General features: G+C 50.9%; 20 protein-coding genes, 1 tRNA gene and 3 rRNA genes. 1 reads left to right on the plus strand and 23 read right to left on the minus strand.

The features are described 5' to 3' along the window. Positions 1-50: 50 nt before the first annotated feature. Together rluF and NST44_RS04690 are read right to left on the minus strand one after the other, a co-directional pair. Positions 51-755, minus strand: coding sequence for a 23S rRNA pseudouridine(2604) synthase RluF (rluF, locus tag NST44_RS04685; RefSeq protein ID WP_007133236.1), 705 nt, complete (start codon positions 753-755; stop codon positions 51-53). A gap of 20 nt (positions 756-775) precedes the next feature. Further along, complete coding sequence (locus NST44_RS04690; RefSeq protein ID WP_007133235.1) at positions 776-3085, minus strand: ATP-binding protein; 2310 nt, start codon at positions 3083-3085, stop codon at positions 776-778. Between the two features lie 356 nt (positions 3086-3441). On the opposite strand from NST44_RS04690, the gene tadA reads away from it, so the two are divergent. After that, a complete protein-coding gene (tadA, locus tag NST44_RS04695) occupies positions 3442-3933 on the plus strand; it encodes a tRNA adenosine(34) deaminase TadA (RefSeq protein ID WP_007133234.1) in 492 nt (163 codons plus the stop codon). A 71-nt stretch (positions 3934-4004) separates the two neighbouring features. On the opposite strand, the gene NST44_RS04700 is transcribed toward tadA, so the two are convergent. The 21 genes from NST44_RS04700 to pabA all read right to left on the minus strand — a co-directional run bounded on the left by NST44_RS04700 (position 4005) and on the right by pabA (position 26273). Further along, the gene (locus NST44_RS04700) at positions 4005-5090 is read right to left on the minus strand and encodes a hypothetical protein (RefSeq protein WP_340898004.1); all 1086 of its coding nucleotides are present in this window, start codon (positions 5088-5090) and stop codon (positions 4005-4007) included. A gap of 307 nt (positions 5091-5397) precedes the next feature. Beyond that, a complete protein-coding gene (locus tag NST44_RS04705; protein ID WP_213617071.1) occupies positions 5398-5547 on the minus strand; it encodes a small acid-soluble spore protein P in 150 nt (49 codons plus the stop codon). A 57-nt stretch (positions 5548-5604) separates the two neighbouring features. Then, on the minus strand, positions 5605-5946 hold the full coding sequence (locus tag NST44_RS04710) for a hypothetical protein (RefSeq protein WP_007133231.1): 342 nt from the start codon (positions 5944-5946) through the stop codon (positions 5605-5607). A 283-nt stretch (positions 5947-6229) separates the two neighbouring features. After that, positions 6230-6318: transfer RNA gene (locus NST44_RS04715), tRNA-Ser, on the minus strand. 79 nt (positions 6319-6397) lie between these two features. Next, complete coding sequence (gene serS / locus NST44_RS04720) at positions 6398-7678, minus strand: serine--tRNA ligase (protein WP_213617073.1); 1281 nt, start codon at positions 7676-7678, stop codon at positions 6398-6400. Between the two features lie 193 nt (positions 7679-7871). Next, positions 7872-8456, minus strand: coding sequence for a pyridoxal 5'-phosphate synthase glutaminase subunit PdxT (gene pdxT, locus NST44_RS04725; RefSeq protein ID WP_007133229.1), 585 nt, complete (start codon positions 8454-8456; stop codon positions 7872-7874). 16 nt (positions 8457-8472) lie between these two features. Then, positions 8473-9354, minus strand: a complete 882-nt coding sequence (pdxS, locus tag NST44_RS04730) for a pyridoxal 5'-phosphate synthase lyase subunit PdxS (protein WP_007133228.1) — start codon at positions 9352-9354, stop codon at positions 8473-8475. Positions 9355-9526: 172 nt separating this feature from the next. Next, a complete protein-coding gene (locus NST44_RS04735; RefSeq protein ID WP_007133227.1) occupies positions 9527-10939 on the minus strand; it encodes a D-alanyl-D-alanine carboxypeptidase family protein in 1413 nt (470 codons plus the stop codon). A 170-nt stretch (positions 10940-11109) separates the two neighbouring features. Then, positions 11110-12567 (minus strand): IMP dehydrogenase, encoded by a 1458-nt coding sequence (gene guaB / locus NST44_RS04740; RefSeq protein WP_007133226.1) that lies wholly within the window; start codon positions 12565-12567, stop codon positions 11110-11112. 618 nt (positions 12568-13185) lie between these two features. After that, positions 13186-13302, minus strand: a 5S ribosomal RNA gene (gene rrf / locus NST44_RS04745). 186 nt (positions 13303-13488) lie between these two features. Beyond that, positions 13489-16416: ribosomal RNA gene (locus NST44_RS04750) — 23S ribosomal RNA — on the minus strand. 364 nt (positions 16417-16780) lie between these two features. Next, positions 16781-18334: ribosomal RNA gene (locus tag NST44_RS04755) — 16S ribosomal RNA — on the minus strand. The 16S, 23S and 5S rRNA genes sit together here, the layout of an rRNA operon. Positions 18335-19033: 699 nt before the next feature. Beyond that, complete coding sequence (lysS, locus tag NST44_RS04760; protein ID WP_028405997.1) at positions 19034-20545, minus strand: lysine--tRNA ligase; 1512 nt, start codon at positions 20543-20545, stop codon at positions 19034-19036. Positions 20546-20783: 238 nt separating this feature from the next. Continuing rightward, the gene (gene greA / locus NST44_RS04765; RefSeq protein WP_007132906.1) at positions 20784-21260 is read right to left on the minus strand and encodes a transcription elongation factor GreA; all 477 of its coding nucleotides are present in this window, start codon (positions 21258-21260) and stop codon (positions 20784-20786) included. Between the two features lie 213 nt (positions 21261-21473). Then, on the minus strand, positions 21474-22499 hold the full coding sequence (dusB, locus tag NST44_RS04770; RefSeq protein WP_007132905.1) for a tRNA dihydrouridine synthase DusB: 1026 nt from the start codon (positions 22497-22499) through the stop codon (positions 21474-21476). A gap of 337 nt (positions 22500-22836) precedes the next feature. Beyond that, positions 22837-23043, minus strand: a complete 207-nt coding sequence (locus NST44_RS04775; protein WP_007132904.1) for a helix-turn-helix domain-containing protein — start codon at positions 23041-23043, stop codon at positions 22837-22839. Then, a complete protein-coding gene (gene folK / locus NST44_RS04780; protein WP_007132903.1) occupies positions 22995-23543 on the minus strand; it encodes a 2-amino-4-hydroxy-6-hydroxymethyldihydropteridine diphosphokinase in 549 nt (182 codons plus the stop codon). Before folK ends, NST44_RS04775 begins: the two co-directional genes overlap by 49 nt. 7 nt (positions 23544-23550) lie before the next feature. Next, a complete protein-coding gene (folB, locus tag NST44_RS04785; RefSeq protein WP_007132902.1) occupies positions 23551-23913 on the minus strand; it encodes a dihydroneopterin aldolase in 363 nt (120 codons plus the stop codon). Between the two features lie 37 nt (positions 23914-23950). Beyond that, entirely contained in the window at positions 23951-24811 is an 861-nt protein-coding gene (gene folP / locus NST44_RS04790) for a dihydropteroate synthase (protein ID WP_007132901.1), read from the minus strand. After that, on the minus strand, positions 24808-25695 hold the full coding sequence (locus NST44_RS04795) for an aminotransferase class IV (protein WP_007132900.1): 888 nt from the start codon (positions 25693-25695) through the stop codon (positions 24808-24810). Before NST44_RS04795 ends, folP begins: the two co-directional genes overlap by 4 nt. Then, complete coding sequence (gene pabA / locus NST44_RS04800) at positions 25692-26273, minus strand: aminodeoxychorismate/anthranilate synthase component II (RefSeq protein ID WP_007132899.1); 582 nt, start codon at positions 26271-26273, stop codon at positions 25692-25694. Before pabA ends, NST44_RS04795 begins: the two co-directional genes overlap by 4 nt. Positions 26274-26276: the final 3 nt, after the last annotated feature.

Here is a 26276-nt window from a genome sequence, read left to right on the forward strand (position 1 = left end):
AATCGGTTGTTTTTTTGTATCTCCGGTACTTCCAGCGTATGGTATTTCCTCTACTCCAGCTTGTAATTCAGCAGCTTGCCAAGCTCCTGCTTCTCCGCAGGGGTCAAATCCCGCCAAGTGCCTACCTTCTGCTCCCCGAGAAGGATGTTCATAATCCGGATCCGTTTGAGCCTCCGAACCTCGTAGCCAAACGCGCTGCACATTCTCCGAATTTGCCGGTTCTTCCCCTCGGTTAGAATAATGCGGAATACCCGCTCCGAAATCCGGGTGACCTGGCAGGGCAGCGTCATCTCGCCTAAAATTTTGACGCCGCTGGACATCCCCTTCAGGAAGGCCGGGGTAACAGGGCGGTTGACCGTCACGATATATTCCTTCTCGTGCTTGCCCTCGGATCTCAATATTTTATTGACGATATCCCCGTCGTTGGTTAGCAGGATTAAACCCTCGGAATCCTTGTCGAGCCGCCCGATTGGAAAGATGCGCTCCTTATGGCCTACGAAATCGACGATATTGCCTTTGATATGCGATTCCGTCGTGCTTGTAATGCCTACCGGCTTGTTAAGCGCAATATAAACGTGCTGCTGCTTCTTCTCCTGCAGCGGACGCCCGTTAATACGGACATCATCGCCCTCCTCGGCTTGGCTTCCTAATACGGCAATCTCGCCGTTAATCGTTACCTTCCCGCTCTCTACAAGCTTGTCCGCTTCCCGCCGGGAGCAATATCCCGTTTCGCTAATAAATTTATTGATTCTCAAGCTGCCATCCCCTTATTATGTCACTCATCGTTTGATGATGCTTCCATGTCTGATTGTCTTGCCGCAGGAAGAACGATGCTGATTTTCGTTCCCACCCCGGACTTGCTCTCGATTTCAAGCGTGCCTTGATGACCCTGAATGATCCGCTGGCTCACCATAAGCCCAAGTCCGGTTCCTGTCTCCTTATTGGTAATGAACGGCTCACCCAGGTGAGGCATCAGCTCCTCCGGTATGCCATGGCCTTCATCCTGTATGGTGATAAGCACGTGATCTCCTTCCGGGCGTTTAAGTGTAATCGTTACTGTTCCGCCGTCCGGCATGGCTTCGAACGCATTTTTAAGCAAATTGATAAATACCTGCTTCAGCTGGTTCTCCTCGCAGTGGACAAGCGCAGGTTCGGAGGAGAAGTCGAGCTTGACCTCGACCCCGTATAGATGAGCCTGGCTGTCCAAGAACGATATAACGTCCCGGAGAATGCCTCTGACATCCCGCTCCTGGAAATGAATCGCCTGCGGCTTTGCCAAAATCAAAAACTCGCTCACAATCAAATTAATACGGTCCAGCTCCGACAGCATCAGGTCAATATGATCCGGATTTACGGAACGGGTCTGCTGCTGCAGCTGCAGGAATCCCCGCAGCGTCGTTAGCGGATTGCGGATTTCATGAGCCACGCCGGCAGCCAGCTGACCGACCGTATTCAGCTTCTCGGAGCGCCGCAGCAGCTCCTCAATCCGGTTGCGCTCGGTTACATCCCTGGACACGCTGATCATCGAGGTTACTTGCCCCTGCTCGTCCCGAACGAGCGAGGTGCTGATGCTGACCTCAATCAGGCTTCCGTCCTTCCGCATGCGGACCGTTTCGACTGGAGGCAGACGCTCTCCTTGCCGCAGCCGCCTAATCCGGTCGCGCTCTTCATCCAGCTTGGACGGGGGAACGAGCTCCAGCTTTTGCCCGATCACCTCATGCGCCTTCCAGCCGTACAGCTGTTCGAAGGCGTTGTTCACGCTGATCACCCGCTCATGCGTATCGGTTGTATGAATAGCATCCGCCGTTTGGTTAATGATGGATTCGAGATATTCTTTGACGGATTGATTTTCCTCGACCATCTGCTTCAATTGGCTTGTATAGTGGCCGAGATTGCGGGTCATCGCATTAATCCTTCCGGCCAGCTGGCCCAGCTCATCGCGGCTCGTTACCTCCAGGCGCCGGTCAAAGTGTCCGTCCGCTACGTCATTGACCGTCCTCAGGATGGACTGAATCGGCTTGGTAAAATAGCCGGCTACAATGTAGCTCCCGAAAATAACGATCTCTAGCAGAACCAAGGAAATCGCGACGAGACTGATCATCTGCTCCCTCATGACCGATGAAATGGCTTCATAATCCATGACCACGCTGATCACATTGGTGGGCTTGTCCTCGTAATCAATCGGGATAAAGCTCTTAAGCACCTTTTTCCCTTGGATCGTATCCACAAGCACGACGTTCTCGCCGGTTGACACGGCCTTCCGAACCGCCTCCACATCCTGGTCAAGCGTGCCGTAATGATAGCTGCCGAACGTAATGGGGCGGTTGTAGAGCTTATAATGAACGTCGTCCGAGCCGTCCTCTCTCATATATTGATTGCCAAACGTTTCAGGGTTAATGCCCGTTACTTCCAATATATGCGGGTTGGCTTTTAGCGTCTCTTGAACGACCGTATTCGGGCTCGTAACCTTTACATAATCCTTAAACGTAGAGTTCTGGATATAGGGGTCGATAATATAATTGCGCTTCCCGTCATAATAATACCCCCATTTATAAATCATGTCGGGATTTGAAGTGGAGAACTCGAATGGACCGGACCAGAAATTGTCCGATCGTTGGCCCTTCGTAACCGAGCGCACCTCGCCGTGTTCGAATAGCTCGAGAAACGCCGTATGCCAATAACCCCAGTTTTTAGTGGACAATCCGATCTCTTCATTCGCGGAGGAACGGGCAACGACGACGTCATCCTTCGTCTTGACCAGCAGCGAAATATGAGCCACGCCTAACTTCTTGCTTAGCTCGACTAACTGGCCGTTCGTAATATTATTGATATCCGGATCCAACACCTGAGCCGCTTCAATCGAAATATCTTTAAGCATATCTCCGAACAGATCATCCACATAAGAGGAGCTGAACTCCGTCTGCTGAACGGTTATCGCGATCTGGGTTGCGGCCATAACCATTTTGACTTCGCTATCCCGCTGCAAATTTTCCTGCGTTGTATAGTAGTTGAGCGTGATGTTAAGCAGAAGTATAAATAATACCGATATGGACATGATCATCGATAATTTGGTCTTAATCGACAAATGGCATCTTCACCTTTCTGCTATCACAGTGACGGCTTGCAACCTCTGATATCCTCATGATACCTTGATCGTAAACGTTTGAAAAGACAGGCCCCTTAAGGGGACCTGGATTTCCGTTTTCATTGCCAAAGAATGAGGGAATCCTTACAATATAGAAGTTAATCCTTACAGACAAGATAGATGTCCACAGATTGCTAACAAATACACAGCTTTATTGGGGATAATGTGAATAACTTTGTGTATAAAAATAAAGTTATCCACAAATATGTCCACATCATGTTAACAAACGAATGAGTGTTCGTTGAACACTGGGTATAACCCGCGTGTTTTGGGCTGTATTGAAGGGAGATCATAAAATGGAATCAAATATAGCGTCTACCACGCTTGTGGATAATGAGCAGCATGAATACTGGATGCAGGCAGCGATTCACGAGGCTCGGAAAGCCGAGGAGCTCGGAGAAGTGCCTATTGGCGCCGTCGTTGTCCACGACGGCAAAATCATCGGCCGAGGTTACAATCTGCGCGAAACGACATACGATGCGACGGCCCACGCGGAGATGGTTGCGATCCGCGAGGCCAGCAGACATCTCGGCGCTTGGCGATTGCTGGACTGCCGCCTGTATGTAACGCTTGAGCCGTGTCCGATGTGCGCCGGAGCAATCGTTCAATCGCGGGTGCCGCACCTCGTTTATGGGACTCGTGATCCGAAGGCCGGCTGCGCAGGTACTCTGATGAACCTGCTTCAAGAGCCGCGGTTTAATCACCGGACACAGGTCACGGAAGGTGTTATGCAGGAAGAATGCGCCGCGCTTCTGACCCAGTTTTTTCGCCGACTGCGGGGAAAGTAATCCCTCTTGTCAGGAACAATACAAAAACCCGGCCATGACGGCCGGGTTTTTTCTGTTCATGGATGATATGATTAATAAGCGCCCAATTCGCTCATGGATTCCTCAAATTGCTCCATCGTAATGACATCAGCGTCTTTTGGAATACCGATCTTGAATTCTTGCTTCTTATTGATGTTGAGGTATTGCGTGCTGCCCTTGATAGCGACTTTTACGCTTTCGCTTGTTTCAGGCTCATTGAATTCAACGTTCAATGCTACGTCCTGATACGCAGGGAAGTCGTTCTTATCGATTGCAGTATTGATGCTAAATGTGTTGATCTTCAGGTATTTCTTCATTTCTTCCAGTCCAGCTTTGAACTCTTCCTGGTTCAATGCGGAAAGCTCAGTCTTAGCGGAGTCGATGTCTTCTTGCGTAAGTCCGAGCATTTCGCGGTATTCTTCCTTACCTGCGATATCGACAACCTTCGGAGCAACCTTGTTGACCAGGATTTCCAGTGCTTCGTTTACGTTGTCGTTGTTTACGAAGAATTGTACTACTTGCTTCGCGTCTACGCCTTCAGGAAGACCTGCGTCCTTCGCGTTGATTTCTTTAAAGTATTTCGCTTGATCATATTCACTCAGCAATGCTTCAAGCACTTCGTTCGCGAATTTCTGAGTTTTCTCCGTATCCATTGTTTCTGGGCTGAACGTTTCGCCAGATTGCTCGGCAAGCTCTTTCAGATCCATCTTGAGGTATTTGCCGACAACATCTTCAGGAAGCGGAAGCATCGGGATGCTTGGCACTTTGACGTAGATCGTGTCTTGAGTCATAACCATGTCGATGTTGAAAGACATCGCCATGTCACCCTTCAGGTTGATGCCCATCTTCATTTCCATTTGCTGCGGATCCGCTTGATACATGCCGTCCATTGTGATTTCGGCATTTTTCAACATGGTCATCGCTTGCGTTACGCTCGGATCTCCTGCAACTTCCGGTATGTTGATTTGCAGATCTTCAAGGACAACTTTGCTTTTCATCTCATACGACGTCATCTGCATAGCGTTCTTAGCAGCTGCGGTCATAGCGGCTTTAGGCTCTTCCTTCTTCGCGCAGCCAGACATAACCACTGTCACTGTGAGCAGCAGTGTCAGCAAAATGGCTACCAACTTCTTGTTCATTAAACTTTCTCTCCCCTCTAATGCTTAAAAAAAATAACAGACCTTTTAATCATATACCATTTCGACGAAATGAGAAACACTTTATGGAATATTTGCTGAAATTTTATTTCCTTTCTTTTTCCAGGAATCTTTAATTTAAACTTCTTAACTTTCCTGTAATCTTCGGGGCCCCGTAATATTACATTTGCCTTCTAATACGAGACGATGATGAATTAGTTTCAACAAAAAAAGAACTTCCTGTCGAATTTATACAGGAAGTTCTAATCGCTTCATGTTTATAACGCCTAGAGAGAGGCTGACCAGCAGGTCAGCCCTCCGGATTGAAGTGCCCGTCCTGCTTGCGGATTTTGGCTTTGTGCGAGCCCGACAGCGGCTCTTGGCCGCCTCTGTCACGGTCATCGCGTCGGCGCGGTGTCTCCTGGGCTTCCGGTACAGGAATCGCTTTCGGCTTGCTCATCGTGCAGTCCTCCGTTTCTTGGAATCGGAACCATAGCAAAGCATTTCATTTATGTCCCTATTGATGCGTAATCTGCTGCAGCGCCTGTGCGCATTCATGGATATGCCGGGTGTAATCGCCGATCATCCCCTGAACATTCTCATTGCGTTCATCGGTCGTTGCGCCATCCCGCTCCACATCGATCAGGTCCACTTTTACTTCTCTTGTGTCCACGTACGTGCATTGGAAATCAAACGAATACTCCTGACGCCCAGCCGCACCGATATGAATGCGGATGGCATTGGGATCTCCTTCATCGGGAGCCACCTCCGCGCGGTCTCCAGGCTTGAGGATCGTCGGCAGCCTCTCCTGCCATGCGTTAACAAGCGTAGCCTGATCTACATTCAGTTCTGAGTTCATCATCACACCTCCCCTTCTCTATAAATTGCGAAAGTGGGTGAACTTTTATGCACCAGGTGAGCCCTGTAAAGACATATCACCCAGCACTTGTATGCTGGCTTCTTTTATTCAACCGGGAAGACTAGATTAAAAAGGAAACCTATTGCGCAGAAACCGTTTATTATGGAAGGAAATAAATGAGCATCCTAACGCCCGCCACTGAAAGAACCGATTTCCACTTTGAGAAAATGCTATGCAAAAAGCCCGTTTCCAATAAGGAAACGGGCCTGTCATTTATTATGGATGGCGGAGAGGATGGGATTCGAACCCATGTGGAGTTGCCCCCTAACGGTTTTCAAGACCGCCCCGTTATGACCGCTTCGGTACCTCTCCATGTGGTATAACATTTGCACCAAAATGAATCACGTGCATCATTCATTATACCACAAGTCAAATGATTTAATCAAGCTAATTATTTCGGTGCGATCACACTGATATTGCCCATGTAAGGACGAAGCACGTCCGGGATGACAACCGAGCCGTCAGCCTGTTGATAATTCTCCAGGATCGCCGCAACGGTACGTCCAACCGCAAGTCCCGATCCATTCAGGGTGTGGACAAATTCCGGCTTCGCTTTCGGCTCCGGTCGGAAACGGATATTCGCCCGGCGTGCCTGGAAATCACCGATATTCGAGCACGAGGAGATTTCACGGTATACGCCGCTCTCTGGCAGCCATACTTCCAAATCATAGGTTTTCATCGAGCCAAAGCCCATATCGCCGGTGCACAGCTCCATCACGCGGTAAGGAAGATTAAGGAGCTGCAGAACGCGTTCCGCATCCGCCGTCATCTTCTCGAGCTCGTCAAAGGAGGTGTCAGGGTGCACAATCTTCACCATTTCAACCTTATTGAACTGATGCTGGCGAATCAGCCCGCGCGTATCCCGTCCGGCTGCGCCGGCCTCGGAACGGAAGCAAGAGCTGTAGGCTACATAATATTTAGGCAAATCTTCAGCATTCAAGATTTCCTCACGATGGTAGTTCGTGACTGGAACCTCGGCCGTCGGAATCAGATAATAGTCCGTATCGCTGATCTTGAACAGGTCCTCTTCGAATTTCGGAAGCTGGCCGGTTCCGTACAGGCTGTCCCGGTTGACGATGTAGGGAGGCAGCATTTCCTCATAGCCGTGTTTGTCGCTGTGCAGATCCATCATGAAGCTGATCAGAGCGCGTTCCAAGCGTGCACCGAGCCCCTTATAGAAGGTAAATCTGGAGCCCGTTACTTTGGCAGCTGCTTCAAAGTCAAGAATATTCAAGTTTTGGGCAAGCTCCCAATGCGCTTTCGGCTCAAAATCAAATGCAGCCGGCTCGGACCAGCGGCGAACCTCCACATTGTCTTCTTCCGAGGCACCCACCGGCACACTCTCATGCGGAATATTTGGAATCGCAAGCGTAAGGTCCGAAATGCTTGCTTCCAGTTCGCGCACCTCTTCGTCCATGGCCTTGATCTTGTCCGATACTTCGCGCATCTCCAGGATCAGCTCATCTGCATTCTCGCGGTTCTTCTTCAGACGAGCGACTTCAGCCGACACGGTGTTGCGGCGATTCTTCAAGCTCTCGCTTTCCTGCAGCAACTCCCGGCGACGGGCGTCAAGCTTCGGAAAATCCGCAATCAAATCAAGCGACTTGCCGCGATTCTTAAGCGATTGTTCTACACGACTAAACTCGCTGCGCAATATTTTTACGTCTAACACGGGAAACCCTCCTAAAGTAAAACATCCATCGGTGTATCGTAACAGCTCTAGGCCCGGTACTCCAGGCTGGCAAGCTGCAAACTCTCATATACGTTACAATCTTAGTTTATTTCAGCGAAAAAGACAAACTTGACCCTTAGCAATGCCTAAAGAGTCAAGATGTCTTCTGTCTGATCCTATGCCTATGTTTGGTTTAGCCTTGACGGTCTGCCTGCTCCCGGACCATTTCAATAAAATATGCATGGAGCCGGTAATCATCGGTCAGCTCCGGATGATAGGAAGCTGCCAGCAGATGACCTTGTCTTGCCGTCACGATCTCATCGTTGTACGTAGAGAGAACTTCAACCCCTTCTCCTACTTCCAGGATGAGCGGCGCCCGGATAAACACGGCACGCACCGGTTCATCGATTCCCACGACCTTCAGGTCTGTCTCGAAGCTTTCTCGCTGACGGCCGAATGCATTGCGCGCAACCGTGATATCCATGAGCTTCAGATGCGCTTCCTCATCGCCCTGGATCCGCTCTGCCAGCACAATCAGGCCGGCGCACGTACCGAAGATCGGCTTCCCCTGCGAGGAGAAGCTGCGGATCGCATCCATGAAATCATATTTACGCATAAGCTTGCCGATGGTGGTGCTCTCGCCGCCAGGAATAATCAAGCCGTCGATATCACCAAGCTGCTCCACTCGTTTAACCGGAATCGCTTCGGCACCTGCCCGTTCAATACTCCGAATATGTTCTGCAACGGCACCCTGAAGTGCCAGTACGCCAATCTTCAATATTACCCCTTCTCTCTTACCAGCCGCGATCCTGCATACGTTCAGCAGCCGTAAGCTTGGAAATCTCGATGCCTTTCATCGGTGTACCAAGGTTCTTCGAAACTTCGGCAATCAGCTTGTAATCATCGTAGTGCGTTGTCGCTTCAACGATTGCACGGGCGAACTTCTCTGGATTCTCGGATTTGAAAATACCGGAGCCTACGAATACGCCGTCTGCACCGAGATGCATCATAAGCGCAGCATCTGCAGGCGTTGCAACACCGCCAGCCGCGAAGTTCACGACAGGAAGCTTGCCAGTCTCATGAACACCCTTCAAGAGATCATAAGAGACGCCCAGGTTCTTCGCTTCGGCATACAACTCGTCCTTCGACATATTCTGTACCTTACGGATTTGGCTGTTGATCAGGCGCATATGACGTACCGCCTCAACGATGTTGCCAGTTCCCGGCTCACCCTTCGTACGGATCATCGAAGCGCCCTCTCCGATTCGGCGCAGCGCTTCACCGATATCCTTCGCGCCGCATACGAACGGAACCGTAAAGTCCCATTTATCGATGTGGTATACCTCATCAGCCGGCGTCAGCACTTCACTCTCATCAAGATAATCGACGCCCAGCGATTCAAGCACTTTCGCTTCCACATAGTGACCGATACGGGCTTTCGCCATAACGGGAATGGAAACAACCTTCATCACTTCTTCAATAATGGTCGGGTCTGCCATACGAGCCACGCCTCCGGCAGCACGAATGTCGGAAGGTACGCGCTCCAGCGCCATGACTGCCGTTGCGCCGGCAGCTTCAGCGATTTTCGCCTGCTCCGCATTCATGACGTCCATGATGACGCCGCCCTTTTGCATTTCTGCCATACCTCTTTTTACAGTAGATGTTCCTGTTTCCATATCCCCTAGCCTCCCGAATATATGTTTAGATCTTACCACCCGAAATGAAGATCTCAGGTGGTATCGTACATGTGAATCTTGTAGAAATTTGTAATGAATCTAACTTGATATTTTAACGCAAGGTTATGAAATACACAACCCATTTACTCGGAATTTATAAGGCTTTTGCGGATTAGAACAAATTTTTGATCGAATCGAACAAATCCGCGAAGAATTCGCCAATCGCACGCAGGAACAGCTTGAACCAGCCCGCCTTTTCCGTTTCTTCGGCTGTAACCAGATTCAACGTATCGCTCTGGGTGCTGGCCATGCCCTCGATCTTGTAATTATACGTAACCGTCCCGACCTTCGTATTCTTTGCTACAGGAGCATTTACAGAACTGGAATCGAGCTTCGCTTCGAATTGAATATTGTTGCCATTGGAGCCTTTAGGCACCACGAACGTCAGGGCACGATCGGTCACGAGCTTTGCTTCTTTACCTTTGCCCTTCTTCACCTGCACCTTGTCAAAACCTTCAACAGTCGCCCCCGCAGGCTGAACCTCTTTCACTTCAAAGTTGTTGAAGCCATAGTCCAGAACCTTGCGGGTTTGTACAAAACGAGCGGGCTCATTCTTCGTCCCCATCACGACACTAATAAGGCGCATGCCATTCCGTTCGGCCGTACCGGCGAAGCAGTAGCCAGCAGCACTGGTATGTCCTGTCTTTAATCCATCTAATCCTTCGTAAGCATATGACTTGAAGTTCGTAATGTTCTTGTTCGCTTCCAGCATCCAGTTATAGTTAATGATTGGTTTATCATCACGCTCGCGGAATTTGTAATTTTGGAGTGCCGTAAACTCGGCAAAATCCGGATGGTCCTCCACGATGTACTTTGCCAGTATGGCAACGTCCATAGCCGACATTACGGTTTCCTTATCTTCTTTGGGGCGGTACTTCTCCGGCATATCCGCTCGGCTCAGACCGGTGGAGTTAATAAAGAAGGCCGTCTTAAGCCCCATCTTCTTGGCCGTGTCGTTCATCATTTTCACAAAAGCTTCTTCCGAACCGGCTACACGCTCGGCCAAAGCAACGGTTGCATCGTTCGCAGAGCCTACAGCCATCGCAATGTAAAGTTCTCTAACCGTATGTTGATCGCCTTCAGCAAGATATATACGTGAACCTTCGGTTTTGGCCGCATTCTCCCCAACGGTGACTACTTCGTCCCATGAGAGCTTCCCTTGCTTCACTTGTTCAGCTACGATGTATTCGGTCATCATCTTTGTCATGCTGGCCGGCGGCAATGCCTTATCCGCATTAATGGATAACAGCACCTGACCCGTAGACGATTCGATGAGTACCGCCGATTCCACTTCGAGTCCAAGCTGTTGAGCTGAAGGAACTCGATCAACCTTGGCATTCTTCGTATCCGCAGCGGCATCCCCGGTTTTCGCGTTGTCGGTGGTCTCCGCCGTAGCAAGTGTGGTTGGCGCAGCCAGCGAGACGGCCGGTGCAGCCGAGAAGCACAGTATATTAAACAGCATCAAGGATGCTAGCGTACGTTGTATGCGGTATCGTTTGTTTCTCTTAATCGACTTCTCTATCAATGGAATTACTCCCCTCTACTACTCAATAAGTCATAAGTTTAAGTCATTAACTTGTTCTATTCTATCACAGGAGAGATATCAAAAAAAGACAAGCCGGAGCGATTCCGCCCGGCTTGTCCAGGAAATAAATAACATTGTGTGCATATGCTGATTATGTTGATCAGATTTGATTACAAGGAGTAGTTCGGTGCTTCCTTCGTAATCTGAATATCATGCGGATGGCTTTCCCGAAGTCCGGCACCCGTAATGCGGATAAACTGCGTATCATTGCGCAGCTCCTCAAGGTTCTGCGTACCACAGTAGCCCATCCCTGAGCGCAATCCGCCGATCAGCTGATGAATCGTGTCCGCCAGCGGCCCTTTATAAGCCACGCGGCCTTCAATGCCTTCCGGCACCAATTTCTTGTCGTCATCCTGGAAGTAACGATCTTTACTTCCTTGCTTCATTGCAGCCAGAGATCCCATGCCGCGGTAAGCCTTAAATCGGCGACCTTGATAAATTTCCGATTCGCCCGGGCTTTCTTCCGTACCGGCAAACATGCTGCCCAGCATGACTGCATGCGCTCCAGCAGCGATCGCCTTCGTAATTTCACCGGAATATTTAATGCCGCCGTCCGCGATAATTGGAATGCCATATTCCTTAGCAACCGTAGCACAGTCATAGATCGCCGTAATCTGCGGTACGCCAATACCTGCAATGACACGGGTCGTACAGATCGAGCCTGGTCCGATCCCGACTTTGACGACAGAGGCTCCGGCTTCGATCAATTCTCTTGTACCTTCACCTGTCGCTACGTTACCTGCAATGATAGTAAGATCCGGATACAGCTCGCGCAGCTTCCGTACCGCGTCGACGATGTTGATATGGTGTCCATGCGCGGAATCGACGGTGATGACGTCTACGCCTGCTTTTACAAGCGCTTCGGCTCGCTCAAAGGTATCCTTGGAGATCCCGATGGCGGCGCCCACCAACAAGCGTCCTTGAGCGTCTTTCGCAGCGTTAGGGAACTGGATGGCCTTCTCGATATCTTTAATCGTAATTAGCCCTTTTAGCACGTTATTTTCGTCCACCAAAGGGAGCTTCTCGATCTTATGCTTCTGCAAAATCGTTTCTGCATCCTGAAGCGTCGTTCCAACAGGTGCAGTCACAAGGTTCTCGCTGGTCATCACGTCACGAATGACCGTGTTATAGTCATGCACAAAACGAAGATCCCGGTTCGTCAAAATCCCGATCAGTTTATTATCCTTATCCACGATCGGAACGCCGGAAATGCGGAATTTCCCCATCAGCTTCTCGGCATCGGCTACAAGATTATCGGCATGCAGGGAGAATGGGTTCGTAATAACGCCGCTTTCGGAGCGCTTGACCCGATCCACTTCCTCTGCTTGCTGTTCAACGGACATATTTTTATGAATAATGCCGATTCCGCCTTCTCTCGCGATCGCAATCGCCAGAGGAGCCTCCGTTACGGTATCCATTCCCGCACTGATCAGGGGAATGTTCAGCTTCACATGCTCGCTCAATCGAGTGGTAACATCCACTTCCTTTGGAAGCACCTCGGATTTTCTAGGAACCAACAATACATCGTCAAAAGTGAAGCCTTCCTTGCTAAACTTATCTTCCCACACCTGGGTTATTCCTCCTTTTTGTCGTCATCCTGCGGACTTTTAATGACTGTCAGTGCTGGACCGGACGGCATTTTCAAGTATTTTCAGAAAATATATTATTGCCATCTTAGCAAAGGGCCCATGGGCTGTCAAGGATTGAATTGCCCCCTATCTAAAAGACGATTGGTATCCATCCACGGCGTCAGATTGTCTTTACACAGTGGACAAATCATCAATAATCCTCTATTACATGGTTTCCTTACCCTGATCTTCCCCTTCCCTTTTGAATAGCCAAAAGTGTAAGATGTAACATTCCTTGATGGGCCTCATGCTGACATAGTATCACCTAAGATCAAACAGACTAAACAGCTGATCATTTCTGCGATCTTCATAGTAACCTGCTTGAAGGCAGCCTTTATGACTGATCGGTTAACGGACCCTGCTCCTCGGCGTATCAAATCACGATATATTTAAGCTTTTTGCATACACGTAAGCCTTTATTATGCCAATGTGTATTAGCCATCGCTGTTTAACCCATATCCCTTCAATCCTTACGCTACTTGAGCGTATAATATATACCCAAGAATATATACAAAAAAGCCGTCATCGATTGCTCGATAACGGCCTTTATGGTTGTTCGCTTGGCGGCGTCCTACTCTCCCGGGACCCTTCGGTCCAAGTACCATCGGCGCTGGAAGGCTTAACGGTCGTGTTCGGTATGGGAACGCGTGGAACCCTTCCGCCATCGCCACCAAACGTGATTTTTGCGCTGCACTTTGCTTCAATGATTGCTCACCAGCAAAATATCAAGCCTTAGAAAAGGCATGCAGCTTCAAAATCGTTTCAAGATCTTTTGAACCTTGAAAACTAGATACGAAACGTCTTTGCGTCTTACTGAAAAATCTTTATGCTTCCGTAGCGAGCTTTCTTTCAGAAAGCTTTTAGGATAAGCCCTCGACCGATTAGTATTGGTCAGCTCCATGCATTACTGCACTTCCACCTCCAACCTATCTACCTCGTCGTCTTCAAGGGGTCTTACATACTGGGAAATCTCATCTTGAGGGGGGCTTCACGCTTAGATGCTTTCAGCGCTTATCCCGTCCGTACGTAGCTACCCAGCCATGCTCCTGGCGGAACAACTGGTGCACCAGCGGTACGTCCATCCCGGTCCTCTCGTACTAAGGACAGCTCCTCTCAAATTTCCTACGCCCACGACAGATAGGGACCGAACTGTCTCACGACGTTCTGAACCCAGCTCGCGTACCGCTTTAATGGGCGAACAGCCCAACCCTTGGGACCTACTTCAGCCCCAGGATGCGATGAGCCGACATCGAGGTGCCAAACCTCCCCGTCGATGTGGACTCTTGGGGGAGATAAGCCTGTTATCCCCAGGGTAGCTTTTATCCGTTGAGCGATGGCCCTTCCATGCGGTACCACCGGATCACTAAGCCCGACTTTCGTCCCTGCTCGACTTGTAGGTCTCGCAGTCAAGCTCCCTTATGCCTTTGCACTCTTCGAATGATTTCCAACCATTCTGAGGGAACCTTGGGGCGCCTCCGTTACTCTTTAGGAGGCGACCGCCCCAGTCAAACTGCCCGCCTGACACTGTCCCCGTACCGGATCACGGTACCAGGTTAGAACCTAGATACGATCAGGGTGGTATCCCAACGTCGCCTCCACACAAGCTGGCGCTCATGCTTCTTAGGCTCCCACCTATCCTGTACAGATCGTACCCAAATCCAATATCAAGCTGCAGTAAAGCTCCATGGGGTCTTTCCGTCTTGTCGCGGGTAACCTGCATCTTCACAGGTATTAAAATTTCACCGGATCTCTCGTTGAGACAGCGCCCAAGTCGTTACGCCATTCGTGCGGGTCAGAATTTACCTGACAAGGAATTTCGCTACCTTAGGACCGTTATAGTTACGGCCGCCGTTTACTGGGGCTTCGGTTCACAGCTTCGGAGTTACCTCCTAACCGCTCCCCTTAACCTTCCAGCACCGGGCAGGCGTCAGCCCGTATACTTCGCCTTGCGGCTTCGCACAGACCTGTGTTTTTGCTAAACAGTCGCTTGGGCCTTTTCACTGCGGCCCCCTCGGGCTATTCACCCTACCGAGGCACCCCTTCTCCCGAAGTTACGGGGTCATTTTGCCGAGTTCCTTAACGAGAGTTCTTCCGCGCGCCTTAGAATTCTCTTCTCGCCTACCTGTGTCGGTTTGCGGTACGGGCACCTTCACCTGACTAGAGGCTTTTCTTGGCAGTGTGAGATCATGACCTTCGCTACTGTAATTTTCACTCCCCATCACAGCCCAGCCTTAACGATGTGCGGATTTGCCTACACATCAGCCTCACTGCTTGGACGGACATCCATCAGTCCGCGTCACTACCCTCCTGCGTCACCCCATCGTTCATAACGGTTTACGGTGGTACAGGAATTTCAACCTGTTGTCCTTCGACTACGCCTTTCGGCCTCGCCTTAGGTCCCGACTTACCCTGAGCGGACGAGCCTTCCTCAGGAAACCTTGGGCTTTCGGCGGATCAGATTCTCACTGATCTTTTCGTTACTCATACCGGCATTCTCACTTGTATGCTGTCCAGCGCTCCTTACGGTACACCTTCAACCTGCATACAACGCTCCCCTACCCCTGATGCAAGCATCAAGCCATAGCTTCGGTGGTGTGTTTAGCCCCGTTACATTTTCGGCGCAGAGTCACTCGACCAGTGAGCTATTACGCACTCTTTAAATGGTGGCTGCTTCTAAGCCAACATCCTGGTTGTCTGTGCAACTCCACATCCTTTCCCACTTAACACACACTTGGGGACCTTAGCTGATGGTCTGGGCTGTTTCCCTTTTGACAATGGATCTTAGCACTCACTGTCTGACTCCCGGATATAAGTCTATGGCATTCGGAGTTTGACTGAGCTTGGTAACCCTTGCGGGCCCCGCACCCAATCAGTGCTCTACCTCCACGACTCTAATTTCCGAGGCTAGCCCTAAAGCTATTTCGGGGAGAACCAGCTATCTCCGAGTTCGATTGGAATTTCTCCGCTACCCCCACCTCATCCCCGCACTTTTCAACGTACGTGGGTTCGGGCCTCCAGTGCGTGTTACCGCACCTTCACCCTGGACAGGGGTAGATCACACGGTTTCGGGTCTACGTCCACATACTAAAGCGCCCTATTCAGACTCGCTTTCGCTGCGGCTACGGCTTCTCGCCTTAACCTTGCATGGGAACGTAACTCGCCGGTTCATTCTACAAAAGGCACGCCATCACCCATAGATCGGGCTCTGACTTCTTGTAAGCACACGGTTTCAGGTTCTATTTCACTCCCCTTCCGGGGTGCTTTTCACCTTTCCCTCACGGTACTGCTTCACTATCGGTCGCTAGGGAGTATTTAGCCTTAGCAGATGGTCCTGCTGGATTCATACGGGGTTTCACGTGCCCCGCACTACTCGGGATCCGTCTCGGAGGGTTCACATTTTCGATTACAGGGCTTTTACCTTCTATGGCCGGCCTTTCCAGACCTGTTCGTCTAATCTAAACCTTTGTAACTCCATGTGAGACGTCCCACAACCCCAGAGAGCAAGCTCTCTGGTTTAGGCTGTTCCGCGTTCGCTCGCCGCTACTGACGGAATCACTCTTGTTTTCTCTTCCTCCAGGTACTTAGATGTTTCAGTTCCCTGGGTATGCCTCCTCGCATCCTATGTATTCAGATACGGGTAACTGGCTATTACACCAGCTGGGTTTCCCCATTCGGACATCCCCGGATCGAAGCTTGCTTACAGCTCCCCGAGGCAGTATCGTTGTTCGCCACGTCCTTCATCGGCTCCTAGCGCCTAGGCATCCTCCGTGTGCTCTTAGTAGCTTAACCATGTCGCTCCAGCTTCGTGCCATGTGCTCTGTTGTTCGCTTGTTTCCTGATTGGATAAAACCACTCAATGGTGAAACAAGCTTCCAAAGGATCACCTGTCACGAATCTTTCGCTCTAACGCTACTCTTTCACTTCTTGGTCAATCACTTGACACAAGTCGTTAGAGAAGGATATTTCTAAAACGCAAATTCGTTTCGTTATCTAGTTTTCAAGGATCAAATGAGAGGTTGAACTCTCAAAACTGACCAACGAGTGAGTAACAGGCCTAAACCTGATTTGGTGTCTTTGCTTTCGCAAAGGAATCGGCGACTTTACAGTCAGCCTTATTTGTACCGCTTCGCTACGGAAGCGAGGTACTCCATAGAAAGGAGGTGATCCAGCCGCACCTTCCGATACGGCTACCTTGTTACGACTTCACCCCAATCATCTACCCCACCTTCGGCGGCTGGCTCCCTTGCGGGTTACCCCACCGACTTCGGGTGTTGTAAACTCTCGTGGTGTGACGGGCGGTGTGTACAAGACCCGGGAACGTATTCACCGCGGCATGCTGATCCGCGATTACTAGCAATTCCGACTTCATGCAGGCGAGTTGCAGCCTGCAATCCGAACTGAGACTGGCTTTTTAGGATTGGCTCCACCTCGCGGCTTCGCTTCCCGTTGTACCAGCCATTGTAGTACGTGTGTAGCCCAAGTCATAAGGGGCATGATGATTTGACGTCATCCCCACCTTCCTCCGGTTTGTCACCGGCAGTCACCTTAGAGTGCCCACCCAGAGTGCTGGCAACTAAGATCAAGGGTTGCGCTCGTTGCGGGACTTAACCCAACATCTCACGACACGAGCTGACGACAACCATGCACCACCTGTCTCCTCTGTCCCGAAGGCCGCCTCTATCTCTAGAGGATTCAGAGGGATGTCAAGACTTGGTAAGGTTCTTCGCGTTGCTTCGAATTAAACCACATACTCCACTGCTTGTGCGGGTCCCCGTCAATTCCTTTGAGTTTCAGTCTTGCGACCGTACTCCCCAGGCGGAATGCTTAATGTGTTAACTTCGGCACCAAGGGTATCGAAACCCCTAACACCTAGCATTCATCGTTTACGGCGTGGACTACCAGGGTATCTAATCCTGTTCGCTCCCCACGCTTTCGCGCCTCAGCGTCAGTTACAGCCCAGAGAGTCGCCTTCGCCACTGGTGTTCCTCCACATATCTACGCATTTCACCGCTACACGTGGAATTCCACTCTCCTCTTCTGCACTCAAGTTCCCCAGTTTCCAGTGCGTCCCGAAGTTGAGCCTCGGGTTTAAACACCAGACTTAAAGAACCGCCTGCGCGCGCTTTACGCCCAATAATTCCGGACAACGCTTGCCCCCTACGTATTACCGCGGCTGCTGGCACGTAGTTAGCCGGGGCTTTCTTCTCAGGTACCGTCACTCTCATAGCAGTTACTCTATGAGACGTTCTTCCCTGGCAACAGAGCTTTACGATCCGAAAACCTTCATCACTCACGCGGCGTTGCTCCGTCAGGCTTTCGCCCATTGCGGAAGATTCCCTACTGCTGCCTCCCGTAGGAGTCTGGGCCGTGTCTCAGTCCCAGTGTGGCCGTTCACCCTCTCAGGTCGGCTACGCATCGTCGCCTTGGTGAGCCGTTACCTCACCAACTAGCTAATGCGCCGCAGGCCCATCCTCAAGTGACAGATTGCTCCGCCTTTCATAACTCCGCCATGCAGCGAATTTAATTATCCGGTATTAGCTACCGTTTCCGGTAGTTATCCCAGTCTTGAGGGCAGGTTGCCTACGTGTTACTCACCCGTCCGCCGCTAACTCTCAGAGAAGCAAGCTCCTCATCAAGTCCGCTCGACTTGCATGTATTAGGCACGCCGCCAGCGTTCGTCCTGAGCCAGGATCAAACTCTCCAATAAAGATCGTCCGAAGGACGATCGACCTCGCCGGATTTGGGTTCCACTCGGATGAGTGAATCAAATCTGGTGAGTCTTGAAAGAGCGATTAAGCTCATTTAGAAAAACTGACGAGAATTTGTTCAATTCTCTATTGTAACTCCCCGCCGAAGCGGTTCGTTTTTACTCACTCGTTGTTCAGTTTTCAAAGATCAACCTTTTCGTTCGTTACCAGCAGTCTCTCTCGCTAGCAACTTTTATATCTTATCACACTCTTTCGATTAATGCAAGCTTTTTTTTGAATTTCTTTTTTCAATCCATTCTCTTTAGCTTGTTCAATCCGGTGTGCTTACCGGCTGTTTTCTTGGCCGGAAATATAATATACCATGGGATTTAGAATTGTGCAACCCTTAATTACAATATTACCTTGTGGTAAAATCATCCTCGTCATTTGTAATGAATGATCATTAAATCATCCATAGGCCGCCGCCGTATATCCGTCCCTAACCGATTAACGATTGCAGGTTCCTCTCCGTACGAGCTTCACGCCTCTCCTATTGCTCGATCCATTTTGCGGAAAGATTCTACTTAAATGCATGAAGGAGACTACCTTCGTTTAATGATACAGCCACATAAACAAGGAACAATGGAAAGAAGTCATAAAAAAACAGCCAGCTATCAAGCTGACTGTCTCAGAAATCTCATTGTAAGAACGTCTTCGTACTACTCACGATTACGCATATGCGGGAAGAGCAGTACATCGCGGATGGACGGTGAATCGGTCAGCAGCATGATCAAACGATCGATACCGATGCCGAGTCCGCCTGTCGGCGGCATGCCATACTCCAGCGCACGCAGGAAATCCTCATCCATCTCATGCGCTTCATCGTTCCCCTGCTCCTTCTCTTTCAGCTGGGCTTCAAAGCGCTGGCGCTGATCGATCGGATCATTCAGCTCGGAGAATGCATTGGCATGCTCACGGGCTACGATAAACAGCTCAAAACGATCCGTAAAGCGCGGGTCGACGTCATTCTTTTTCGCCAGCGGCGAAATTTCAACCGGATGACCGGTAACGAAGGTCGGTTGAATCAACGTCTCCTCGACGAACTGCTCGAAGAACGCATTCAGAATATGGCCAAAGGTCATATGCGGCTCAACCGGCACTTTATGCTCTTTTGCCAGGCGGTGGGCTTCCTCGTTCGTCATCTGAACGCCGAAATCTACCCCGACAACTTCCTTAACCGCATCCACCATGGATACGCGGCGCCATTGCGGCTTCAAGTTGACTTCATGCCCTTGATAATTGATGACCTGCGTGCCCAGTACTTCCTGGGCAATGTGAGCGATCATGTTTTCGGTCAGGGCCATAATATCCTTGTAATCGGCATATGCTTCATACAGCTCAATCATGGTGAACTCCGGATTATGACGGGTCGAGATCCCTTCATTCCGGTACACGCGGCCGATCTCGTATACTTTCTCCAATCCGCCCACAATCAGACGCTTAAGATGAAGCTCAATCGCAATACGCATGTACAGCTCCATATCGAGCGCATTATGATGCGTAATAAACGGACGGGCGGCAGCTCCCCCCGCGATCGAATGCAGGGTCGGCGTTTCCACCTCAAGATATCCTAACGAATCGAGGTAACGGCGCATCGACTGAATTATGCGGGAACGGGTAATGAAGGTCTTCTGAACGTCCGGATTGATGATCAGGTCGACGTAACGCTGACGGTAACGAAGTTCCACATCCTTCAAACCATGGAACTTCTCAGGGAGCGGATACAGTGATTTTGAAAGAACCTCAATCTCCATCACTTTCACGGTTAACTCACCGGTCTTCGTCTTGAAGAGAACACCCTTCACGCCGATGATGTCCCCAAGATCGAGAATGCTGAACGCTTCGTACTGTGCCTCGGCAACCGTATCCTGACGAACATAAATCTGAATTCGACCGCTCAAATCCTGGATATGGGCGAAAGAAGCCTTACCCATGCCGCGCTTGGCCATAATCCGGCCGGCCAGATTCACTTCCACCTGCTTCTCATCGAGCTCTTCCTTGGAAAGTGCGTCATACGCCTTCACGATATCGCCGGCATGATGCTCTCTTTCGTATTTTCCCCCGAACGGGTCGATGCCAAGCTTCCGAAGCTCGTCCAATTTATTGCGTCGAATCTGCAGAAGCTCACTTAGCTCCTGCTCCTGTTCCTGGTTATTGATTTCTTCCGTCATTGTCGCTCATCTCCTTCATTTCACTTCCATACATAGTCCCGTCACCAACAAATAACAGCATCACACAGCGCCGTCCGAGCTCTTCGTTCGTGACTACATCTTCCTGCAGGTGTGCATATTCGCCAAGGACTTAAAGGTATGGCTTGCCCATTTCGCAGCATCACACGATTAAGTCCTATACACAGCTATCTAATTTAAAAAAGCCCCCCGAAGGAAGCTTTCGCAATCACATTCCGACTTACTTCTTAATATCTACAATTTTATATTGAATAACGCCCGCTGGAACGTTAACATCAACAACCGAGCCTTTGGCCTTGCCGATGATCGCTTTGCCGACAGGGCTTTCGTTGGAAATCTTATTGTTAAGCGGATCGGATTCTGCCGTACCCACTATCGTGTATTCCATCTTGTCGCCAAACTCCAGATCTTCAACGATAACGGTATTGCCGACACTGACGATATCGGTGTTAATGTCATCGTGGTTGATGATACGCGCATTGCGGAGCATCTTCTCCAGCGTAATGATTCGTCCTTCGATAAAGGCCTGCTCGTTCTTGGCGTCTTCATATTCGGAGTTTTCACTAATATCGCCATAGCCGATGGCAACCTTGATCCGCTCTGCCACTTCGCGGCGTTTCACAGATTTTAGATTTTCAAGTTCGTCCTCCAGCTTCTTCAGACCGTCCTGTGTAAGAATGACTTCTTTATCGCTCATTAACCGATTCTCCTGTCATGTAAATAATTTATACCACGGTATCACCATACTATATGCGAATTCTTGGGGATCAGAACCTCCCCGTGATGCAAGCTTCTTTCTTGGAATTTATACTGAAAGATTATATGGTAACCATTTCAAAAAGTCAATGTGCGCCAAGGCTGTCGACGGTGATATATACGGCACACCGTTAACAGCCTTTTTAGCGTATCATTATCCCACCGCTGCAACTGTTTGAGGATACGCACTAGCGGTCGTCTCCCCTTGATCCTCGAGTGAATCCACGAAGCTGTTCAGGATGTTGACCATTTCATCCCGTTTCGTTTCTTCCATAATGGTATCCTTGATCCGGGCAGATCCCTTGAGACCCTTGAGGTACCAAGCAAGATGCTTCCGCATCTCTTTGACCGCTACCTGCTCACCCCGAAGGGCAATCAACCGGTCCATATGCAAAATAGCAATGCGAATCTTCTCCTGCGGCGTCGGATCCGGAAGAAGCTCGCCTGTCTTCAGATATTCCACGGTGCGGTACAGCATCCAAGGATTACCCAGCGCACCGCGGCCGATCATGACCCCGTCGCAGCCGGTCGTATCCAGCATCCGCTTGGCGTCCTCGGGCGTGACCACGTCTCCGTTGCCGATGACCGGAATCGACACAGCTTCCTTCACCTGCCGAATAATGTTCCAATCGGCATGTCCGGTATACAGCTGCTCCCGCGTACGTCCGTGGACGCTGACGGCCTGGCCGCCCGCGCGTTCCACCGCCTGGGCATTTTCAACCGCAAAGATATGCTCGCTGTCCCAGCCGGTACGCATTTTCACCGTAACCGGTTTGTTAACGGCATCCACCACGGCGGCCACCATTTCGTAAATTTTATTCGAATCCAGCAGCCAGCGGGCGCCGGCATCCATTTTCGTCACTTTAGGTGCCGGACAGCCCATATTGATATCAATGATATCGGCATTGGTCTGCTGGTCGACAACTTTTGCAGCCTCGACGAGAGAATCTCGGTCGCCGCCGAAAATCTGAAGGCTGAGCGGCTTCTCCCGTTCGTCGACGAACAGCATCTCCTGCGTGCGTTTATTCCCATGCACAATTGCTTTGCCGCTAACCATCTCCGCACAGACCAAGCCTGTGCCGAATTCCTTGGCGATCAGCCGGAATGCCGGGTTGCACACGCCCGCCATCGGGGCGAGAACAACCTGGTTCTTCATCTCGATGTCTCCGATTTTCAACATGTTATGTCCCTCCTTTTTACTTCAAATATATATCGCTGAATGATCCCCTCTCTGACTAGAAAGTGAATCCGTAATTCTCAAACTCATTCATCATACCCATTTCCGTCACGCCCGTCCAGTTCATGAAAGGATGGCAGGATGTCCAATGCGCCTTGCTCCCTAGGTTACGGTATAGTGATTAGCAAGCTGCACGCAGTTCATACCCTGACGACATGCAGTAGACTTAGAAATTCCCGAAAGAGATTTCGAAATCGAGGTTGTTCGGTTTGCAGGTGATCCATGGATCTCCATTTTCCGGAGCCACGGCTTCGGCATAACATGCATGGCGAGCGGGGCATCAGCCTCTTGCCTTCAGCTCCTGCAGCGAAATTCCAAGTACCTCGGCAATCTTCGCAAGGATCTGCTCCTCGGCCTTGCGATTACCCCGCTCAACGGCCCCCAGCACGGCCAGCGAAATGCCCGTGCGCTCGGCCAGTTCCTGCTGCGTCAAACCCTTTAATTTTCGGAAAGCGCGGATACGCTGCGCCAGCTGCTTGTTTTCCAAAGCTGTATTCCTTCCTTTCCTTCCAGTTTCGCAAGAGCTGTCTGCACCACCCGGTACAAGCCGGAAGGCTCATCCTCAAATACGATATCGGAAAGCGGCCTAAGAACAAACGAACGCTCCTGCATGCGGGGATGCGGGAGCATCAGCTCCGGCGTATCCAGGCGGCGTCCCTCCATCCACAGCAAATCCAGATCAACCGTCCGCGGTCCCCAATGAATATGACGGACACGGCCGAGTTCCTTCTCTATCCGCTGCATTTCGGCAAGAAGCGCGTGCGGACTCAAGGATGTCGACACAACCGCCGCCATGTTGAGGAACATTGGCTGATCAATATAACCTACAGGCTCTGTCTCGTATAGATGGGAGACTCGCAGCACTTGAATGCCGGGCGTATCATCCAAACGTTCCAGGGCTTCCATCAGGTTCCCTTCACGTTCCCCCAAATTGGCCCCTAAAGCAATATAAGCCTCTGAGCACTCAGAGGTGGCGTGTGAATTCATGATCGTCTCACTTTCTGGTCCGATGGAGCTCAATGGTAACACCTTCGAAATGAATGTCAAAAGGAGGGTGCGGCTTCGTTAATCGGACCGTTAAAGCATCGATAATAGTATAAGTGTCCAGTACTTTAGTTGCAATATGCTCCGCTAAAGCTTCAATTAATTGAAAGGACTCCTGCCGCATGATGCCTTGAAGGAGCTCATGAATCTCGGCATAATTTACCGTTAACGTCAGATCGTCGGCAGCCGCAGCCTTGCTGAGATCCAGCTCAAGCTCCAGATCGACGTAAAAACGCTGACCAAGCTTGCGCTCTTCCTCAAACACACCATGATAACCGTAGTATTCCATCCGGCTCAATATCATTTTATCCATTCTCTAGCTCCGCCCTTCCATCCAATCTGATAAAAAATCACATCCGGCGCAGTTCCGGCGAGGCATATACCATCGCATCACACATCTTCGCCGTGCGTTTCATATGCAGCACGTCATGCACCCGAACGATCTGGCAGCCTTGCGCGATGCCGTAAGCCAGCGTAGCCGCTGTTCCTTCCAGCACATCTTGGGCAGGCGCATTGAGCGTCGTCTGAATGAACCGTTTGCGCGATGTTGCCAGGAGCACCGGAAACCCGAGCTCAACCAGCTTGTCCAGCGATGCCATCACCTGCAGGTTCTCCATATAATCCTTCGCAAACCCGATTCCCGGGTCCAGCAAAATATGTTCATCCTTCACCCCGGCCGCTCGAGCAATTTCGACACTTTCCATCAAATCCCGTTTCACGTCTTCCACGAGGTCGGTATAATCCCGGTTCCGGCGGTTATGCATCAGGATAACCGGGCAGCCGAGCTCCGCCGCTGTTCTCGCCATGTCCGGATCCTCTTTGAACCCCCATATATCGTTGATAATATGAGCGCCGGCTTGGATCGCCTGGCGGGCTACCTCGGCCTTATAAGTATCCACCGACAACGGAATATGGGGGGCATGCCGGTGGATCGCTTCCACAACCGGAATAACCCGGGCGAGCTCCTCATCTACTCCGACCGGCTCATGACCCGGGCGGGTCGATTCCCCCCCGATATCAATCAGATCGGCTCCGTCCTCGATCAGCTGCATCGCATGCGCGAGCGCCCGCTCCGTATCATTATACCGGCCGCCGTCAGAGAACGAATCCGGCGTTACATTCAATATCCCCATGATCAGCGTCGATTGTCCCAGCTTCAGGACTGCTTCTTCGCTAAGTCGGTATTCCCGTTCATATATCGTGGTTTTCATTGGTGCAACCCTGCTTTCTCTCGATAGGCTCCGAGTAAAATCCGGGTGATCGGACCGGTTGTCCCTGCTCCAACGACCTGGTGAACATCGTCCAGACCAATCAGCGTCGTTACCGGTACAATCTCCTGAACGGAGCCAGTCGTAAATATTTCATCCGCTTCCAGCAGATCACGCCAGCGGTAGCGCCCCTCCTCGGTTCGAATCCCGGCTTCCGCTGCCAGCTCCAGCACAACTGCCCGCGTAATGCCGGGGAGAATGCCTGTCCCGAGGTCAGGCGTATACAGCCGTCCCTGCTTCACGAAAAACACGTTGCTGACGATTCCCTCAGCCAGCTCGCCGGCAGCTGTTAGCAGCAAGCCTTCAGTTGGCCCTTCCGAATGGGTCGGGTAACGGTCGAGCTCCCGCTTCGCGAGTATATTATTCATATAATGCAAGGATTTCATCCGGATCGGCGACTCCGGCGTATTTCGGGGAAGAGAAAGGAGCCGCAGCGCCCGTCCCTTCTCGTATAAAGATCCATTCGTCCCAGGCAGTGCTTTGGCAAACAAGATTTGCGCCGGTTTGACATAATCGCCCGACGGCAACCCCAGGGGAGCTTCGCCGGCCGTTATCGTATAACGGATATAGGCATCCGCCAGCCCGTTCGCGTTCATTAGGTCCGTGATCCAGGCACGGATGGACTCCGGATCCGCCTGATATTCGATGCCCATCCATGCACAGCTCTCAGCGAGACGGTTCAGATGCCGCTCCAGCAGGAACGGCTGGCCGTTATAGGTGCGAAACGTCTCAAACGCGCCCATCCCGTATAACAATCCGTGGTCCAACACAGACACTTCAGCCCGGGCAGCTTCGACAATGCCGCCGTTCAAGCCGACAAATTTCATGCCTTGGCACCTGCGGTCCGCTTCAGGAAATTCCGGAGCATTTGATGGCCATGATCCGTAATGATCGATTCCGGATGGAACTGCACGCCTTCCACCGGGTACTGTTTATGGGCAAGCCCCATAATTTCGCCTTCTTCGGTCCAAGCGGTAATCTCCAGTTCGTCCGGGAGGCTTTCCTTCTCAACGATCAGCGAATGATAACGCGTCGCCGTGAACGGATTTGGCAGCCCCTCAAAGACGGAACGGCCCTCATGATGGATCGGCGAGGTCTTGCCGTGCATGAGCCGCTCGGCCCGGACGACCTTGCCGCCGAAGGCCTGGCCGATGGCCTGATGCCCCAGGCAAACGCCGAAGATCGGGATAACGCCTTTGAAATGGGATATGACTTCCAAGCTGACGCCTGCTTCGTTAGGTGTGCACGGACCTGGGGAGATCAGAATATGATCCGGCGCCAGCGCTTCAATGCCGGCAATATCGATCTCATCGTTCCGGAATACCTTAACTTCCTCACCGAGCTCACCCAAATACTGAACCAGGTTGTACGTAAATGAATCATAATTGTCGATCACAAGTATCATACG

It is taken from the genome of Paenibacillus sp. FSL W8-0919 (assembly GCF_038003785.1).
Lineage (GTDB): Bacteria > Bacillota > Bacilli > Paenibacillales > Paenibacillaceae > Paenibacillus_AQ > Paenibacillus_AQ lactis.

Bases quoted from the DNA above. Each gene is read 5' to 3' on its own strand.
- folB (WP_007132902.1), bottom strand. From the start codon at position 23,913: ATGGATAAAATGATATTGAGCCGGATGGAATACTACGGTTATCATGGT.
- greA (WP_007132906.1), bottom strand. From the start codon at position 21,260: ATGAGCGATAAAGAAGTCATTCTTACACAGGACGGTCTGAAGAAGCTG.
- NST44_RS04700 (WP_340898004.1), bottom strand. From the start codon at position 5,090: ATGAACAAGAAGTTGGTAGCCATTTTGCTGACACTGCTGCTCACAGTG.
- NST44_RS04705 (WP_213617071.1), bottom strand. From the start codon at position 5,547: ATGAGCAAGCCGAAAGCGATTCCTGTACCGGAAGCCCAGGAGACACCG.
- pabA (WP_007132899.1), bottom strand. From the start codon at position 26,273: ATGATACTTGTGATCGACAATTATGATTCATTTACGTACAACCTGGTT.
- NST44_RS04710 (WP_007133231.1), bottom strand. From the start codon at position 5,946: ATGAACTCAGAACTGAATGTAGATCAGGCTACGCTTGTTAACGCATGG.
- folP (WP_007132901.1), bottom strand. From the start codon at position 24,811: ATGAAAACCACGATATATGAACGGGAATACCGACTTAGCGAAGAAGCA.
- tadA (WP_007133234.1), top strand. From the start codon at position 3,442: ATGGAATCAAATATAGCGTCTACCACGCTTGTGGATAATGAGCAGCAT.
- lysS (WP_028405997.1), bottom strand. From the start codon at position 20,545: ATGACGGAAGAAATCAATAACCAGGAACAGGAGCAGGAGCTAAGTGAG.
- dusB (WP_007132905.1), bottom strand. From the start codon at position 22,499: ATGTTGAAAATCGGAGACATCGAGATGAAGAACCAGGTTGTTCTCGCC.
- folK (WP_007132903.1), bottom strand. From the start codon at position 23,543: ATGAATTCACACGCCACCTCTGAGTGCTCAGAGGCTTATATTGCTTTA.
- NST44_RS04795 (WP_007132900.1), bottom strand. From the start codon at position 25,695: ATGAAATTTGTCGGCTTGAACGGCGGCATTGTCGAAGCTGCCCGGGCT.
- pdxS (WP_007133228.1), bottom strand. From the start codon at position 9,354: ATGGAAACAGGAACATCTACTGTAAAAAGAGGTATGGCAGAAATGCAA.